Source organism: Lawsonibacter sp. JLR.KK007 (assembly GCF_036941135.1).
In the GTDB taxonomy this organism is placed as follows: domain Bacteria; phylum Bacillota; class Clostridia; order Oscillospirales; family Oscillospiraceae; genus Lawsonibacter.
This window is the reverse complement of the sequence record NZ_JAYWSY010000003.1, coordinates 596,704-612,051: the sequence shown is the minus strand read 5'-3', so window position 1 is coordinate 612,051 and position 15,348 is coordinate 596,704. Positions and strand designations below refer to the sequence as shown.

Here is a 15,348-nt window from a genome sequence, read left to right as displayed (position 1 = left end):
GGCGGAACAGCCTGGTTTTAAGAAACCACCGGCACAAATAGTAAAGAAAAGTTATACTATCAGTACCACAGATCCCGATTGCGGTTATATTAATCATGGAAATAAGTGCGGCATCGGTTATCTGATGGAGGCCACAGTGGACTGCAAACACGGCATTTTGACTGGAGTAGGAGTAGATGTGTACGCTGCCAACCGAAAAGAAAGCCTTCTGGTTCTGCGGCATTTGGAGCGTCAGATACAATACGGTGTTCCAATGAAACAGATCGCTTTGGATCGGGGTATGACACAGGCGCTGTCCATCGTGGACTGGAGCTTCTTGGTATTACCGGATATATTCCCACAATTCAGTTTTCCAACGCTCCGGAAAAATATGGCTTTTTCTATGCACAGCAAGAGGACGCTTTTGTCTGTCCAGAAGGAAAACTGCTTAGATATCACAAACTGTATTGCAATAAGTCTACGGGGAAATACCTGCGTAACTACCAAGCAGCAGAACGGGATTGCCAGTTTTGTCCCAGGCGAAGCAGTTGTTTGGATAAAATCAGTACTCGGCGAAGAATTCTGGCCAGTAGCTGCTATCCTGCGTTTTTCAGGGGGCACGCCCGTGTAGGAACGCCTAAATACCTGTCTATGATGCGACTGCGAAAAATATGGGCTGAAGGCAGTTTCTCCGTAATGAAGCGAGAACACTGCCTCTCAAAAATCCGAAAAAGAGGCATTTCTGCCGCGATTGAGGAATGCCTCTTATCCGCCATGGCATTAAATCTTAAAAGGATGGCTAAGGCCACCTTTTTTGCAATAATATTCTTTCTAACCGAGGCTGAGTTTGAAATACTCAACTTCGGTTTGGCTTTTGTCAACAGGTCCCTTATTCTACCTTATCAACCACCTCTGATCAATACTATGTTAATTCCTTTAAGATATGAAAGCGGAAAGGCTTGCCGCCTGCTCTGCACAGACAACAAGCCCTTGAGGCTGTTTCAATTTACATTTCACCTAGGATTTGGCAGAAAGCTTTGCTCATTTCCAATTTTACGCACCTGATTCATCCACTCGTTGATCTCCCATTTGCAGAAGCATGGATTTCCTTCTGCGTCTGCCGCCAGCTCCAACGCACGCGCCATAACAGCATATTCGCTCTCCAACGATGTAAAAAACACCCCGCTGTCATCGGTATTGATGGACACATTAATCTGTGCACAGCTGCATAGCTTTTCCGGAGAGTGAACCAAACCTCGGTTATATAACGTGGTAATCGGATGTTTGCTGTAGCTCCGCAACGTACTGATTTTGACATTCGAAGTGGGATTGCTTTCAACGCCGATCCCACGGCGGGCAATTTCAAACTGCAATTCCCTTTGTGCCACCTGAACTGCGGTAATGTACTCCTGATCCACTGTGACATTGATAACTTCCATTCCGGTATATTTCACCCGGCTACTATAGTGATACAGATAGTACAGCAAGCTGCACTCCGGGGTATACCGGATGTCTACATTGGCTGGACAGCACCGGTTGGCACTGTGCCGGTCCCACTCATCCAGCGGAATCTTGTTCGGTTTAAAATATCCATTCCGGTACAGGGACGGGTGGTCGCCTCGTAGCATCCAGGAGCCGCAATAATGCTCAATTGTAAAAATACAGCTGTGCTTGTGGTACCGCTCCGCCGCCCGATCGTCCTGATAATCTTTTACCGCCGCATCCATAATAGAATCCAGTTCCTCTTCCCGGAAATTGCTTAGGTAAATACGGTTAAAGTAATATTCAAATTCCTTTTCCAGAAAGTGGACTACATTTTCCTGTCCCGGGACCCGGTACCGGCGCAGGGCATGGTAAAGCCACGCAATGTTATCCAAATAATCCTGTACCGGGATTGATATCTGCATTTTCTTTGCTTCGTACCAGGACTTTGGCTCGATACACAACGCCAAAGCATGTCCAAGACGATCCCCATAATCCAGATTTAGAAAGAGAACCGCCTCATCAATGGCCCGCAGCCCGTCCGCAAGGTCCAAGAAGTCCTCTCCCACATGGTAGGTTTTTCGGAGTCGCGGCACTGTGAGTTTCTGTCCAAACTCCTCCCGTACACAGCTGTGCTCGCCCAAAGTCCGGAAGGCGGTGGCAAAGACCTCCGGACGGCAACCGATCTCCTGAGAACAGGCATCGATCCCGCCTACACGGCAGGCGGCTTCCGAATACCGCTCCCGAAACAGCATGATAGCTTGGGCAGTTTTTTTTACCTTCTTGCGGAACTGGGTGTGCCGGTACTCCAGCAGAAACACGGTACCCTCTGCGCTTTGTCTGAGCCTGTCCAGCCCCTCGTCTGGCTGCTTGATAAAGTGTAGGACATAATAATACCGTTTCTGCTCCTGTTCACCAGGAAACTTAAAATCCATTGGGTCCTCTGTATGGTCCCTCTCCAGGGCTAAAATATCCTGTAAAATTTTCTCCGCCGTGTCCCTGGGGGTAATGCGTACCTCCATCTCCCGCAGATAGGGTTTCTGCCGGAGCGGCTCTCGAATCGCCATGCGCATAATCAGCTCGGTCGATTGGGCATCCCCAAGAAAGTACCCCTTGCGCTGCTGAATTCGCTGAAAATTGTCAAACCCGACCCTCTGATTGGTCTGCACCAGCTTGCTCCTCAGCCGGATCATAATCAACAGATAGGCGTAAAACAAGTTTTGCTCCTGCTGATTCAGCTTGGGGTGGGTCAGATAAATGTCCTGGACGACGGAGTATAAAAACCACCGCTCCCCGCTGAACACGGCATATGCATTTTGGCTTTTGACCGGTCTGCCTTCAAACATTCGCAACATGTAGTCGATCTCATCCGCATCCTGACGGAGGGATGCGATTTCGTTCTGAATCCGGCTGCTCTCAATGTACAACTCCTCTGGATGGATCAGCAGATACTGCACCCTTTGCAGAATCTTTCGCTGTTTATCCTCCCGCAAGTCGTTTTCTTCCGATTTCTCCCAGAGATTTAAGTCAAAGCCCTTCAGCCGGCTGCAAAGGTATACGCGAATCAGCGCCGCCTGCCGGTGCAGGGTTACCAGCGAATCAATCCGGCCGGCTGTTTCCTGTATATCCTCCAGTCTGTCGCCAAAATTCAACGCTTTCTGCTTTATGTTCCACTCGGTTCGGTCAATCCAATTCAGCCTACGGACATAATCCCCGTCCAAGATGCGGTTCATCAGATTCAGCCAAGACACCTGAAAATAAGGGACGGACGGCCAGAGATGCATATGATGATCGGAAATCCCCCGTCGCAGGATCATGTTCAGCGCCTCGTTATTCTGCTTTGTCACAAAGTCCCAGGTAAAATTTTTCCGCGCCGACTCTCCTCGGGCCAGATCGCAGATGGCGTACATAGTGGAAACCGGAATTTCCTCTCCTACGCTCTGGATCAGCTCCCGCCAATTCAGTACTTCCTCGTAGCGACACAGGATTTCACTATTCTGCACTAGCAACAGGCACTCCACCAGATCGGCCAGCAGCTCAAATACATGGATTTTTCCTCGGATGGACCGGCGCATCCGGTAGCGATCCCGACGCCACATGCCATCGCTGATGGCCTCCATCCGCTTCTGACACTCTAGCTCACTGCACCATTCGTACAGCTTCTGCGTCTTAACGGCCAGCCTTGCCGCCCTCTCACAGGAAATACAGTCAAACACCACTTCGCCGCTGAGTACGTTGGAGATATCCACCTCACAGAACAGCGCCCGGACTAACGCGCACAAATTTTCGACTGTGCTGTCGTTCTCGTGGTTAACCATTCGGCTTCAGAAAGCTGTCATCCGCCATAGGAACCAGCAGTTGATTCACAAGTTGCCCAGTCCAGTCTTTCAGCAGCTCGGTTACGTGTGTTTTTTTCTTCACCAGGGTGTAGAAGATGAACGGGCAATTCAGGAAGGTATCCCCAAAGCTGGCGAACGGCTCGTCTCCCCACCGGCTTTTGTTATAAAACTCGTCCTGTGCATACAGCTCATCCAGAATATTTTGATATACGATCCTGCAGGAATCCAAATACTCGCTGGGATTCGCCTCTGCCCTCAAGCCATGATTGCGGTCATCCTGCTGTCTCCGTAAGATATTATACATCATGTCAAAATGCTGAATTGGCATGGCCAAATCGCCGAAATTCTCCGACCACTTTTTAAACTGGTTCTTTAAAGAATATTTGCGGAGTAAGGCCAGCCCGTCCGGTTTTTTCTCGTTAACTACTAGACTCAACTGGTCAACGGAAGCATTTGTATAAGCGGCTTCCTCCGATATCCTGCTCTCGACCACACCGGCAAGGGATTTATGAAGCTGTTCAAAATACTCCTCCCAATTGTATGCGTTCACCACAAAATTGAACAGATTAAAACATGCCGAGTCTGCCTGCGACCCCAATACAAACTCGATGTCTGAGTTCCAGTCCCAGTCAGGCTTTCTTATTTCCAAAGCAAGGGAAAGATGGCTGGGGAAGCCGTCCTTCTGCACCGTTGTAAAAAACATCCCCAGCAATTCGACTGCCTGAATAAAATCCCTCAGTTCAAATTTGCCCGCCTCCGCTGTTTTTGTATATGAAAAGTGAAAAATGCTATCGAACCCGTTCTTTATGTTATACGCACCCACGCGGCCGCGCCCCGTCATTTTTGTGTTATTCTGATTCACAAAAAAAGTCGGCAAAACATCATTAGCCCACTGTCCGGCAATAGAACTACCCAGGATTTTCTTGATTAACTCCCGGTCTCCGCGCTGAACTAGTTGAGGCAGAGTGATGGAATAAGACAGCAGAACACTTTGAACCATTTTTTCGGAGAGTATTTGTTCCCCTGGGGTCTCTGTGTGGGACGCTCGGTAGAGATTGTACATCAGCTCACCATAGCTGCTGCCCCAATTTTCGCTCGGCTGGCTGCGTGCAAAAAAGAGCCCTCCCTTCATTTCTGCCTGAACATACTCTATAATATCCCGGCTTGTGCGGTCGATGGGTTCCTCCAGCCACTTACTGAACTGAACCGCTTCCTCTGTGTTCAGGACAAAGTTGTTGAGCCGGTTATAGATATAGTTTGAGAGCTTTTGATAGCCCTGCCCCAACTTCTTTTCCCGGTCAGATAATCTAAGAACCAGCATAAGCTTGGACAGGCTACGCAGATTTCGTTCTTCAAAAAAGTGCTCCTTATCGCCCAATCCATCAAAAAAGCAGCCATACTGGCTGGCCAGATATCCTAAAGTCAGCTGTTTTACCGTCAGCTTGAGCTCCGGGGCTACTTCAACCCGCAATTGGGCCGAATCGTCATAATCCACCCGGGACAGGTTGGGCATATAGATCTTTTGCTGGCTAGGAATAATTTTTTCCAGATACTGTAAAACCTGCTCGTTGGCCCTCGCCGAGTACCTATCCATCAGAAATTTCTGTTCAATATGTTTCTGGCAGTTGTCTCTTAGCAGAACCTCATCATAGGACAGCAATACAATGACACCAGGAATTTTCATATATTCGTCAATCTGGCCCAGCAGGGTATATACGTCCTTTTGCAGTTCACCCTTTTGGATGTCCGGCATGTAGCGATCCACGTCGTCCAGCGCGACGACCAGATAGGGCCTGCGGTGATTTCTCTGTCCCTTGTCCGCTACAAATTTCAAAAACTCCTTCACCAGACAGCGGAAGTTGTCCGCCAAGGAAAAACTGCTGTTTACACTTTGCAGACACTGGAGCGCAGACTCCCCCTCGTGGAAAGTCCGCTTTTCATTCAAAGTCATAATCGACTCATAGACCTGTTCAAATTTGCGGAACAGCGAGCGTGTCTCCTCCTGATCTGTCGCTGGCAGTCCATAACAGGAAGGTGTTTCCAGCAGCTTTCGCACATATTGGAACATGCGTGTCAGGACGATGATCATTACATCTTCGCTGGACTTTAAAATACTGGTATCGATATACCTCAGGGTTACAAAACAGGTCTCATCGGGCAGATCCCATGTCTCTCCTGCCTGGAACAGAGAGACATCTCCGCCCGATTTCGTATTCTTTAAAAATTCCTTGAATGACCGCATGACCGAGGTCTTGCCTGTTCCCCGTTTGCCCACAAAGGAAATGATATTGTTCACAGCTGTGCCATCATACGGTTCTTTCAACTGCTCGGCCCTTTGTACGATTTCGCTTACCATAACCGCTGCCCGACGATACTCAGGCAGCATTAAGGAATGTTCCAGCTCCTTTGGCTCTTCAATGACCAAGCCATCCTGATACAGCTTTTCCAGTTTAACAATCCGCTGGACGCTGGAATTCAATGTCTTTCCGCTCTCCATTCTGTTTCATCGCCTCTTTCTCTGTCGGGCCGTTACCATATTTGGATTAGGAAACCTGGGAACATGCAAGCATAATTTGAACCGGCTGGCTATCCTTGTGATATTCCTGAAGCTTGCCCCAGTAGGCCTTATCGCTTGCATAAACCTGCTTCAAGCATCGGTTTTCCTGATATTCCAGCGCGTCCTGGTGCGCTTGCTCCAGGCTTAACTCGGCCGAGATTGTATACTGCAATTCCCGGTTCAGAATCCATAGCCAGATGTCCGTCTTGTACAAATACTGGATGCACCTTAACGGTAGCTTTGTATAGTCCAGTTGCTCGTCGCCGGAGTAATATTTTGCGATGCTACCGCGCAGTTTTTGGAACACTTCAATCGCTGAGATATAATCTCTCCGGTGCTGCGCCTCATAGCAGCCCAGCTTGAACTGCGCCTGATAATTCTTGGGATTCAATTCCACCGCTTTCCGGTAAAACTGGATTGCACGGTCCCAATCCCGATAAACCCGCTCCAGATACCGGCCATACTCATAGTTGGCGACCGAATTAAAGGAATTCTCATAGGATCGGGCTGTCTCCAGCAGGAGTCTGAAATAGTTGGATGCGGACAGGTACAGCAGAGAATCACTTTTGCAAATCGAAGACGCCAAAAGCAGTATCCCGTCGTAATCGGGATAGTCGCTGTAAAGCTCTTCCGCTTGACGCAGCAGTTCTTTTGCAGGAACAAGGCTGGCCGTTTGCGCCAGGCCAGAAGTCTGCGCGCAGACCCCTCGGATTTTGTGCTCAATGTTGATCCTAGCATAGCGGGTATAAAGGCACGGGTCCTCGATCTCATCCAGGGCCTGGGCCGTTTCCAGGAAGCTGCGATACATGTCAGAAATGAACTCGGACTTATCGGCATCGATTTTCCTCTGTTCCACGCCGAACTGCAAACGCGGTCCATACACCTCTAGCATATTGATAATGCGAAAGGAATGCTTGCACTGGAAAAAGCCGAAGAGGTTCTTCTGGAAAAAGATGTCGCATATCCGCTGGAGTTGATTCAGAACCTTCTGCTCCCCGCCTGTCCCCCAGGCGCGCGCAATGACCTCCTGAAGCAACACCTGGTAATCCTGTAGCCTTTCCAGAGATGTGGTATCCGTCCAGAGCGCACGTCTGTTTTCTCCCGGAAGACACTCGTGGGTACACACAATCGCTTGCTGGCCGTCCATTACCGGACACAGCAAAATATCAAATATGTTTTCCGTGCCTGCCGCCACTGGCTGTTCTTCCTGCCAGTCTGTGATCGGATTGTCATTTACCATACAGCCGATAAAGCGCAGGAACTCCTCCAGCACTTCCTTTGCGGGAGTCTGATCCGCTGTTCGGATCACACGGAACATGCTTAAATACATGTTAGATCCATCCTTGATTTAGTATTGGTTTTAAAAACTTCTGCTACGGATTGCCAGTTTGCCTGTCAAGGGGCAGCTGAATTTTGCAATTTTCTACAAGAGGAGAGTTTATATCAGCATTTTTATGTCAACTCCCTGTTGAAAAGGGTAAAATTCACCATAAAGATTATAGATAGTCTGCTCCATTTTGTCAACAGCTATACGTGGATTTATTCCACTCGAACGTACTTTTTATTGTGCTGGCACTGCCGCCGTGATATAATGAGATTATCACTGTAGCTGTACGATGGAGGAAGCATCATGACAAACTCCGATGAGCTGTTCCTGAAATGGCAGACGTGCTGGATTGAAAACACCCGGACCTGTCTTGGCTGCGCCCTGGAAGAGCGGATTGACGAGGTCGCTTTCCTTGACGAATTTACCAGGGCATACCAGACTGCCGATACGAAGATGCGCGAAAACAACACGAAAAACTTTAAGGGCAAAGGAAAATTTTTAGCCATTCTGATTGTATGGGGAATTTTCCAGGCCGTGCTGTTTCTAGGCGCAGTATGTGCCGTATTTCATGAGCCCATTCTAAACGGTGCCGCAGTGTCCGATTTCGCAGTATTGTCCACGCTTTTGATTTTAGTTTTTTTCGCCGCCTTGTTCACAGTCAACAAACATCTTGATTTTCGAAAGTACCAGGAAACTTGGGCACGGCACACCTATGCGTGGCAGCAATACAGGCATCTCATGCTGTGCTACCTGAATGGGATCTATTTCTCCGAGCCTGCATCCCCTGAAGCCCGCAGGGCATTTAAGATATCCGCTATCTATATTATGGACGAAAACGTCAAGAAATTCGCCGAGAATATGGAGAAAAAGGAAAAGGATCTGCTGTATGGCTTCCCCTTGGGCAAATAAGGGCGCATACTGGTCCTAGTCTCCGGTGAAGCCGGAGCTGAATGGCCGGAGAACTATCCCGAAAAGTTCTTCCCGGCGGTTCTGCACCTCTCCGTTCAGGACCCCTTCCAGCAGCCGTTTTAGCACCCGGCCCACCTCCAGCCCCAACCGCCCCATCCATTTGCAGATAGACCGGTCCCGGCATGGAATCTGTACATCGTGGTGCTCCAACAGAGTCACCACCTGCCGGCGGGTTTTGTTGTCGAATTTCAGTGTCTGGAGCATTTGGCCGGACAACCTGGCGCTGACGGTAGGCTGTCCGTAAAAGTAGTCGATCCCCTTGTCATCGGTGGACCGACAGCAAGGCTTGCCAATGTCATGGAAGATCCGCAGGACCGGTTCTGGAGGGGGCCGCTTCCACCGCGTGGATCATGTACTTCCAACAGCCCCAGCAATACCAAGGATTGTTCTGCTCCAGGGCAACTAGCGGTCCCAGCTCCGGCCAAAACTCGCACAGCACATCTGGGTACTGGCGCAGCACATCGCCCGTTTGCTCTCCCACTAACAGCTTACGCAACTTCACATGAATGCGTCCCATCGCTACATGCTTTAGCATATGGCGGTTTTCGCGGATGGCCTGGGCCGTTTTTTTCTCAATCCCATCACCGAATACCGCCCCAAACCGCAAGCCCCACATTACCCACAGGCTGCCGTCCAGCTTCAGAGCGACTGCATTCATAGTAAAGTCCCGCCGGGCCAGATCGGCCTCCAAGCTGGAGACAAACTCCACAAAGTCCGGGCGGTGGCTGTCGGAGTAGGGGCCCTCGGTGCGGTAGGTGGTAATCTCATAGGGCTCGTCTTCCTCCAATACAGTGACGGTGCCGTGCTTTAGACCGGTTTCGATGATCCGCTGCCCGGCAAAGCAGGCCTCCGTCTCCTCCGGTCGGGCGGAGGTGCAGATATCCCAGTCGTGAGGTTGGACGCCCCTCAGCAGGTCCCGCACACAGCCGCCTACCAGATAGGCCTCATAGCCGGCGCCGGTGAGCGTCAGGAGGATTTTTTGTACTTCAACAGAAATTTCAAATTTCATCCCGCACCACCCTCTCGTTGACCTCTATCTGGAACGCCTCGATCCGGGCCAGGTCGGGCGTCTCCGGGAGGGCGGTATGCTCCTTCGCGTAGTCCAGCCGCTTTTCCAGGTCGTTCAGCAGGTCGTAAAAGGCGGAGTTAAAGGCGTGATCCTCCCTCTGATAGCGCCCGTTCCGGATGTCCATCAGCAGAGCGTGATCCGCCGCCCGGAACGTGACGATCTCCTCCTTCTCCAGGATATCCAGACACATGAGATAGAGCCGCACCAGGTGCATGGCGTGCTTATTCAGGTGGGCGTCGTCCTTTTTCTTATTTCGGTGGTGGATTTTGTCGTAGTTTCGGGTAATCTCCACCAGCTCGCTGACCATGCCGGTGAGGGTGCGCAGGGGGACCTGTTCCATGCGGATATCCGCCACCACCTGGGGCCCGCCGTCCACCTGGGCGACGGACAGCTTGATCTGTTCTGGAGTGAAGCTGCGGTAGCGCTCTGGGAACGTGAATATGGTGTTCTCACAGGAACCCAAAATGTGCCGCTCCTTTGCCTCGGCAGGATAAGATCTGCGTCCACCACCTGCTCAAAGTCACCCATACCCAGCAGGTCGGCCTTGCTGTTCAGGGTACAGCCTCGGATGTCAATGTCGGAGCCCTCCACATTGGTTCCATAGGCGTAGCTGCCCCCATAAGTGAGGAAAATAATATGTTTGCCGAGATGTGGGTCAGTCTTTAAAAAATTGTACTCTGGCCGTTCAAGTAGATTCAATGTATTTTCCTCCATGATTTAAAGATGCTCTAATATATCCTCTAAAATCTCTTACAGTCTTTTCTCTCCTTGTAAAAGAGCATTTGACGACCAGACCGTTACTGCAGAAGAAATACGGATTTCCGTTCATTTGCTGAAGCACGCTGGCTAATCGCTGTTCTACAGGCAGTGAGGTATCAATATGGACATCCTTAATATCCACCAATGTTGATGGATCAATATAGATCGCACAAAGGATTTGTTACACCTCCTTCAAGGCGTAACTGCTCAGGAACATCATACCCTGTGAGCAGCCGCGTGGCAAGAAATTATTTTAAATGCCTTTGCCGATAAAATGGCAAAGGCATCATTTGCGGAGTTCTTTTGTGAGCCAGGCAGTAACAGTCTGATAAACTATCTTGTCATCAACCTTGAAAGACGGTGTGCAGGATTCGTTTAAGACTAAAATCGGGTTTTTCATAAAAATCGCCTCCAGGAAATTGTATGAAGCAGGGGCCGCAAAATATGAAAAACAAATACCTCCCGGCCGCATAGAATGGGCAAAGGAGGTATTTGTCTATGGAATGCAAAAAGTGCACATATAACATAGCCGACTTCAAAACGCCGCCCTCCTGCTTTCCGCCCCAGCACCAAACCCGTCAGCCGGGGCTGGAGTATGTGATGGAGCCCAGGCCGGTGTCGGAGTGCGCCCCCGTCTGCCGGAAGCTGGAGGGCCGCACCGCGCTGATCACCGGCGGGGATAGCGGCATCGGCCGGGCGGTGGCCTACGCCTTTGCCAAGGAGGGGGCGAACGTGGCCATCGCCTACTACGACGAGGAGACCGACGCGGCGGAGACGGAGGCGCGGGTCAGGGAGCTGGGCGCCCAATGCCTGCCGCTCCGCGGGGACCTGAAGGACCCAGGCACGGCAAAACGCTGCGTGGCCCAGACCGTCCAGCGGTTCGGCGGGCTGGACATCCTGGTCAACAACCACGCCGTGCAGTACATCAAGCGGAGCATTCTCGACATTACGCCGGGCCAGCTCTCCTGCGTGTTTCAGACCAATGTGTTTTCCTATTTCTACCTGATCCAGGCCGCCCTCCCCCACATGGGACGGGGCGGGAGCATCATCAACACCACCTCAGTCACGGCCTACGAGGGGAACAAGGACCTGATCGACTACAGCGCCACGAAAGGGGCCATCGTGGCCCTGACCCGGTCCCTCTCCCTGTCCCTGGCCGAGCAGGGCATCCGGGTCAATGCGGTGGCGCCGGGACCCATCTGGACCCCTCTGATCCCCGCATCCTACTCCGCCGAGGAGGTGCGGACCTTCGGCTCCGGGACCTCCAAGGTGCCTATGCTCCGGGCGGGACAGCCCTGTGAGGTGGCGCCCTGCTATGTGTTCCTGGCCTCCGACGACGCCAGCTATATGACCGGGCAGGTGCTACACCCCAACGGAGGAACTATCGTCGGGTCGTAGCAGCCCCAGCAGCCGCTCCCGCTCATTGGGAATCTCCCCGCCGGTCACCCGCTCCAGCAGCCGCTCCAGCACCCGACCCACCTCCGGTCCCGGAGCAACACCGGCGGCGATCACGTCCCGGCCATTGATAGCCAGATTCTTCAGGGAAAAGCACTGCCCCTGGACGACGATCTCCGCCGCCTTCGTCCTCATCTCCTCCAGTTGAGTCAAACGGTCCTTGACCAGCTCATAACTCTGTCCCATGCCGTCCGCCCGCTTGACCTCCAGCAGCTGGAAAAAGGTCTCCGGCCCCAGGCGGCCCAGCCATTTGCGGATGGAGCGGTCCCGGTTGGGAATCTGGACGTCGTGGTACTCCACTAGGGTGACCACCCGTTCCCGGGTCCTGTTGTCAAACTTTAGTTCCCGGAGCATCCGGTCGGCCAGCTTGGCGCTGACAGCGGGGTGACCGTAGAAGTGGTCGATGCTCTTCTCGTCGGTGGATTTGCAGGCAGGCTTGCCGATGTCGTGGAGGAGCATGGTCAGCCGCAAAACCAGGTCAGGCGGGGCCGCCTCCACCGCATGGATGGTGTGCTCCCAGCCGCCCCAGCAGTGCCAGGGGTTGTTCTGCTCCAGGGTGACCAGCGGCCCCAGCTCCGGCCAGAATTCACACAGCACATCAGGGTACTGCCGCAGAATATCTCCCGCTTGTTCTCCCACAAGCAGCTTGGACAATTCCACATTGATCCGCTCCGCCGCCACATGCTCCAGTATGCGGCGGTTTTCATGGATGGCCCCGGCAGTACCATGCTCGATTTTATAGTCGAGCACAGAGGCGAACCGCAGAGCCCGCATCACCCGCAGGCCGTCCTCCTGGAAACGTTGGGCGGGCTCCCCCACACAGCGGATCAGGCCGGCCTGAATGTCAGCCGCTCCGCCGAATGGGTCCCGCAGGTTTCCTTCCAGGTCCATGGCGATGGCGTTCATGGTAAAATCCCGGCGGGCCAGGTCGGCCTCCAGGCTGGAAACAAACTCCACATAGTCCGGGCGGCGGCTGTCGGAATAGGGGCCCTCGGTGCGGTAGGTGGTGATCTCGTAGGGCTCGCCCTCCACCAGCACCGTGACGGTGCCACGCTTCAGCCCGGTCTCGATGATCCGCTGCCCGGCGAAGCAGGCCTCCGTCTCCTCCGGGCGGGCGGAGGTGCAGATGTCCCAGTCATGGGGGGCAACGCCTCGGAGCAAGTCCCGCACACAGCCGCCCACCAGGTATGCCTCATAGCCGGCGTCGGCGAGCGTTCGGAGGATTTTCTGTGCTCCAGCAGGAATTTCAAATTTCATCCCGCACCACCCTCTCGTTGATCTCCATCTGGAACGCCTCGATCCGGGCCAGGTCGGGCGTCTCCGGGAGGGATGTATGTTCTCTGGCGTAGTCCAGCCGCTTTTCCAGGTCGTTCAGCAGGTCGTAAAAGGCGGAGTTAAAGGTGTGATCCTCCCTCTGATAGCGCCCGTTCCGGATGTCCATCAGCAGAGCGTGATCCGCCGCCCGGAACGTGACGATCTCCTCCTTCTCCAGGATATCCAGGCACATCAAATAGAGCCGCACCAGGTGCATGGCGTGCTTGTTCAGGTGGGCGTCGTCCTTCTTTTTGTTCCGGTGGTGGATCTTGTCGTAGTTCCGGGCGATCTCCACCAGCTCGCTGACCATGCCGGTGAGGGTGCGCAGGGGGACCTGTTCCATGCGGATATCCGCCACCACCTGGGGCCCGCCGTCCACCTGGGCGACGGACAGCTTGATCTGCTCCGGAGAGAAGCTGCGGTACCGCTCCGGGAAGGTGAATATGGTGTTCTCACAGGAGCCCATGATGTGCCGCTCCTTGGCCTCGGCGGGGTAGGCGTCGTGGGCCAGGGCGTTCTCCAGCCGGCGGAGCTGCTGGTTGGCGTAACCGCCGAAGGAGATGGCCGCCCGGCGGGAGAGAAACATTTTGCGCTGGTCGATAAGCTGTTTCCCGATGGAAGTCAGCAACAGGTAGTGCTCCGGCCTGCAGCCCAGCAGCTCGATGGTGTTGGGGTTGCAGCTGATGAGCAGAGTCAGCAGCTTGTTGAAGGCGTACACCGTGGTGTCCGTCTCCGCGTCCGTCACCTGTTCAAAGCCACCCATACCCAGCAGGTCGTCCTTGCTGTTCAGCGCACAGCCCCGGATGTCAATGTCGGAGCCCTCCGCATTGGTTCCATAGGCATAGCTGCCCCCATAGGTGAGGAAAATAATGTGTTTGCCAAGATGTGGGTCAGTCTTTAAAAAATTGTACTCTGGCCGTTCAAGTAGATTCAATATATTTTCCTCCATGATTTAATAAAGATGAGACAATTATAGCAAAATCACATTTCGCCTACAATACTATTTAGCACATTCCCTTATTTTAAATAATATCCAACCGGTAGAGAAACCGTTTTATCAAACCAGTCCCAATGTTCCCCCCCTCTACTGCCAAAGTACGCAGTTCTTTCAGTAAGGCAACACAAAATTCTTCAAGAAACCTATTATTAATTGCATGCCTTTGCCAATAAAATGGCAAAGGCATTTAAATCACATGAAGCAGCAAATAAATTGGTAAATTTGTTGACATATTTACTGCTAGAGCATATAATGATGATACAAAGGAGCGTGAGCAAGATGGATGCAATTCGTGGAGCAATCGAAAACACTGTTTCGATTTCCCTGTTCAACAAAGGTCTCGCTGGCAGAATTTTCGAAGATGTCAAGCGTTATGGTGCCAAGGTCGTCATGAAAAACAACAGCGCCGAGTGCGTTCTCATGTCTCCGGAGGAATATGTGCGCCTGATGGATGAGGTAAACGACGCCCGTCTGCTGGCGGAGGCATCTGCGCGTATGACTCATTTCGATCCCGCCAAGCTGCTCTCCGACCATCAAATTGACGAGGCACTGGGGCTTTCTCCCGAGGACTATGCTGACACATCTGAGGTGGAGTTTGAATGAGCTGGGAGATCAGATATTTGCCCGAAGTTTTGGATGATTTTCGAGCTCTGGATGGAAGCCAACGGGTTTTGGTTAAAAAAGCCATTGCGAAGGTACGAACAAACTCTCTGCCAGATACAGAAGGCGGTTACGGCAAACGGCTGGGGAATAAAGACAATACGCAACTGGCCGGATTTTTGAAGGTCAAGCTGCGTGGGGCCGGATTGCGCATTGTCTATCAGCTTGTTCGCGAAAAGGATCGTATGGTCTTGATTGTAATCGGGGCACGCGAGGACGATGAGGTTTACCATATTGCTCATAAAAGGATTCAAGATTACAATTTATAATTGGAGGGGACAACACAATCAGCGTTGTCCCTTTTCCATTCATTTTCCACGCTTTTGGAGTTCCTTTGTAAGCCAGGCGCTGACGGTCTGATAAATCATTTCGTTGTCAGCTTTGAACGATGGTATGTGAGATTCGTTTAAAATCAAAGCAGAATCTTTCATGAAAATCGCC

The 15,348-nt window shown here is 52.1% G+C and carries 15 protein-coding genes; 5 read left to right on the top strand and 10 right to left on the bottom strand.

The annotated features are described in order from the left end of the window. The first annotated feature begins 105 nt into the window (after positions 1-105). Entirely contained in the window at positions 106-1,044 is a 939-nt protein-coding gene (locus tag VV088_RS22910) for a transposase (RefSeq protein WP_442913197.1), read from the top strand. Here VV088_RS22910 and VV088_RS21225 read toward each other — a convergent pair. The 3 genes from VV088_RS21225 to VV088_RS21215 are packed head-to-tail and all read right to left on the bottom strand — an operon-like array spanning position 993 to position 7,687. After that, entirely contained in the window at positions 993-3,779 is a 2,787-nt protein-coding gene (locus VV088_RS21225; RefSeq protein ID WP_334602648.1) for a hypothetical protein, read from the bottom strand. The genes VV088_RS22910 and VV088_RS21225 overlap by 52 nt on opposite strands. Continuing rightward, a complete protein-coding gene (locus tag VV088_RS21220) occupies positions 3,772-6,297 on the bottom strand; it encodes a hypothetical protein (RefSeq protein WP_334602647.1) in 2,526 nt (841 codons plus the stop codon). The genes VV088_RS21225 and VV088_RS21220 overlap by 8 nt, the downstream gene beginning before the upstream one ends. A gap of 46 nt (positions 6,298-6,343) precedes the next feature. Then, on the bottom strand, positions 6,344-7,687 hold the full coding sequence (locus tag VV088_RS21215; RefSeq protein ID WP_334602646.1) for a hypothetical protein: 1,344 nt from the start codon (positions 7,685-7,687) through the stop codon (positions 6,344-6,346). A 300-nt stretch (positions 7,688-7,987) separates the two neighbouring features. On the opposite strand from VV088_RS21215, the gene VV088_RS21210 reads away from it, so the two are divergent. Then, complete coding sequence (locus VV088_RS21210; protein WP_334602645.1) at positions 7,988-8,593, top strand: hypothetical protein; 606 nt, start codon at positions 7,988-7,990, stop codon at positions 8,591-8,593. A 15-nt stretch (positions 8,594-8,608) separates the two neighbouring features. Here VV088_RS21210 and VV088_RS21205 read toward each other — a convergent pair whose 3' ends face one another. The 4 genes from VV088_RS21205 to VV088_RS22905 all read right to left on the bottom strand — a co-directional run bounded on the left by VV088_RS21205 (position 8,609) and on the right by VV088_RS22905 (position 10,641). Then, positions 8,609-8,857, bottom strand: a complete 249-nt coding sequence (locus VV088_RS21205) for a hypothetical protein (protein ID WP_334602644.1) — start codon at positions 8,855-8,857, stop codon at positions 8,609-8,611. A 91-nt stretch (positions 8,858-8,948) separates the two neighbouring features. Beyond that, positions 8,949-9,662, bottom strand: coding sequence for a hypothetical protein (locus VV088_RS21200; protein WP_334602643.1), 714 nt, complete (start codon positions 9,660-9,662; stop codon positions 8,949-8,951). Then, entirely contained in the window at positions 9,652-10,185 is a 534-nt protein-coding gene (locus VV088_RS21195; RefSeq protein WP_334602642.1) for a hypothetical protein, read from the bottom strand. The genes VV088_RS21200 and VV088_RS21195 overlap by 11 nt, the downstream gene beginning before the upstream one ends. 222 nt (positions 10,186-10,407) lie before the next feature. Then, complete coding sequence (locus tag VV088_RS22905; protein ID WP_442913196.1) at positions 10,408-10,641, bottom strand: DUF6870 family protein; 234 nt, start codon at positions 10,639-10,641, stop codon at positions 10,408-10,410. A 338-nt stretch (positions 10,642-10,979) separates the two neighbouring features. On the opposite strand from VV088_RS22905, the gene VV088_RS21190 reads away from it, so the two are divergent. After that, positions 10,980-11,879: an SDR family oxidoreductase gene (locus tag VV088_RS21190; RefSeq protein ID WP_334602641.1), complete on the top strand. Its 900-nt coding sequence runs from the start codon at positions 10,980-10,982 to the stop codon at positions 11,877-11,879. On the opposite strand, the gene VV088_RS21185 is transcribed toward VV088_RS21190, so the two are convergent. Together VV088_RS21185 and VV088_RS21180 are read right to left on the bottom strand one after the other, a co-directional pair. Next, positions 11,844-13,193, bottom strand: a complete 1,350-nt coding sequence (locus VV088_RS21185; protein ID WP_334602640.1) for a CCA tRNA nucleotidyltransferase — start codon at positions 13,191-13,193, stop codon at positions 11,844-11,846. The genes VV088_RS21190 and VV088_RS21185 overlap by 36 nt on opposite strands. After that, positions 13,183-14,184: a DNA polymerase beta superfamily protein gene (locus VV088_RS21180; protein WP_334602639.1), complete on the bottom strand. Its 1,002-nt coding sequence runs from the start codon at positions 14,182-14,184 to the stop codon at positions 13,183-13,185. The genes VV088_RS21185 and VV088_RS21180 overlap by 11 nt, the downstream gene beginning before the upstream one ends. Positions 14,185-14,526: 342 nt before the next feature. Between VV088_RS21180 and VV088_RS21175 the strand changes: the two genes are divergently transcribed. Both VV088_RS21175 and VV088_RS21170 read left to right on the top strand, forming a co-directional pair. Then, entirely contained in the window at positions 14,527-14,850 is a 324-nt protein-coding gene (locus VV088_RS21175) for a type II toxin-antitoxin system Phd/YefM family antitoxin (RefSeq protein ID WP_334602638.1), read from the top strand. Continuing rightward, positions 14,847-15,176 (top strand): type II toxin-antitoxin system RelE family toxin, encoded by a 330-nt coding sequence (locus VV088_RS21170; protein ID WP_334602637.1) that lies wholly within the window; start codon positions 14,847-14,849, stop codon positions 15,174-15,176. The genes VV088_RS21175 and VV088_RS21170 overlap by 4 nt, the downstream gene beginning before the upstream one ends. 39 nt (positions 15,177-15,215) lie before the next feature. Here VV088_RS21170 and VV088_RS21165 read toward each other — a convergent pair whose 3' ends face one another. After that, a complete protein-coding gene (locus tag VV088_RS21165) occupies positions 15,216-15,338 on the bottom strand; it encodes a hypothetical protein (protein WP_334602636.1) in 123 nt (40 codons plus the stop codon). Between the last annotated feature and the right edge of the window lie 10 nt (positions 15,339-15,348).

Excerpts from the sequence above, each read along its gene's own strand:
- VV088_RS21225 (WP_334602648.1), bottom strand. The coding sequence starts at position 3,779 with ATGGTTAACCACGAGAACGACAGCACAGTCGAAAATTTGTGCGCGTTA.
- VV088_RS21220 (WP_334602647.1), bottom strand. The coding sequence starts at position 6,297 with ATGGAGAGCGGAAAGACATTGAATTCCAGCGTCCAGCGGATTGTTAAA.
- VV088_RS21215 (WP_334602646.1), bottom strand. The coding sequence starts at position 7,687 with ATGTATTTAAGCATGTTCCGTGTGATCCGAACAGCGGATCAGACTCCC.
- VV088_RS21210 (WP_334602645.1), top strand. The coding sequence starts at position 7,988 with ATGACAAACTCCGATGAGCTGTTCCTGAAATGGCAGACGTGCTGGATT.
- VV088_RS21205 (WP_334602644.1), bottom strand. The coding sequence starts at position 8,857 with ATGCTCCAGACACTGAAATTCGACAACAAAACCCGCCGGCAGGTGGTG.
- VV088_RS21200 (WP_334602643.1), bottom strand. The coding sequence starts at position 9,662 with ATGAAATTTGAAATTTCTGTTGAAGTACAAAAAATCCTCCTGACGCTC.
- VV088_RS21190 (WP_334602641.1), top strand. The coding sequence starts at position 10,980 with ATGGAATGCAAAAAGTGCACATATAACATAGCCGACTTCAAAACGCCG.
- VV088_RS21185 (WP_334602640.1), bottom strand. The coding sequence starts at position 13,193 with ATGAAATTTGAAATTCCTGCTGGAGCACAGAAAATCCTCCGAACGCTC.
- VV088_RS21175 (WP_334602638.1), top strand. The coding sequence starts at position 14,527 with ATGGATGCAATTCGTGGAGCAATCGAAAACACTGTTTCGATTTCCCTG.
- VV088_RS21170 (WP_334602637.1), top strand. The coding sequence starts at position 14,847 with ATGAGCTGGGAGATCAGATATTTGCCCGAAGTTTTGGATGATTTTCGA.
- VV088_RS21165 (WP_334602636.1), bottom strand. The coding sequence starts at position 15,338 with ATGAAAGATTCTGCTTTGATTTTAAACGAATCTCACATACCATCGTTC.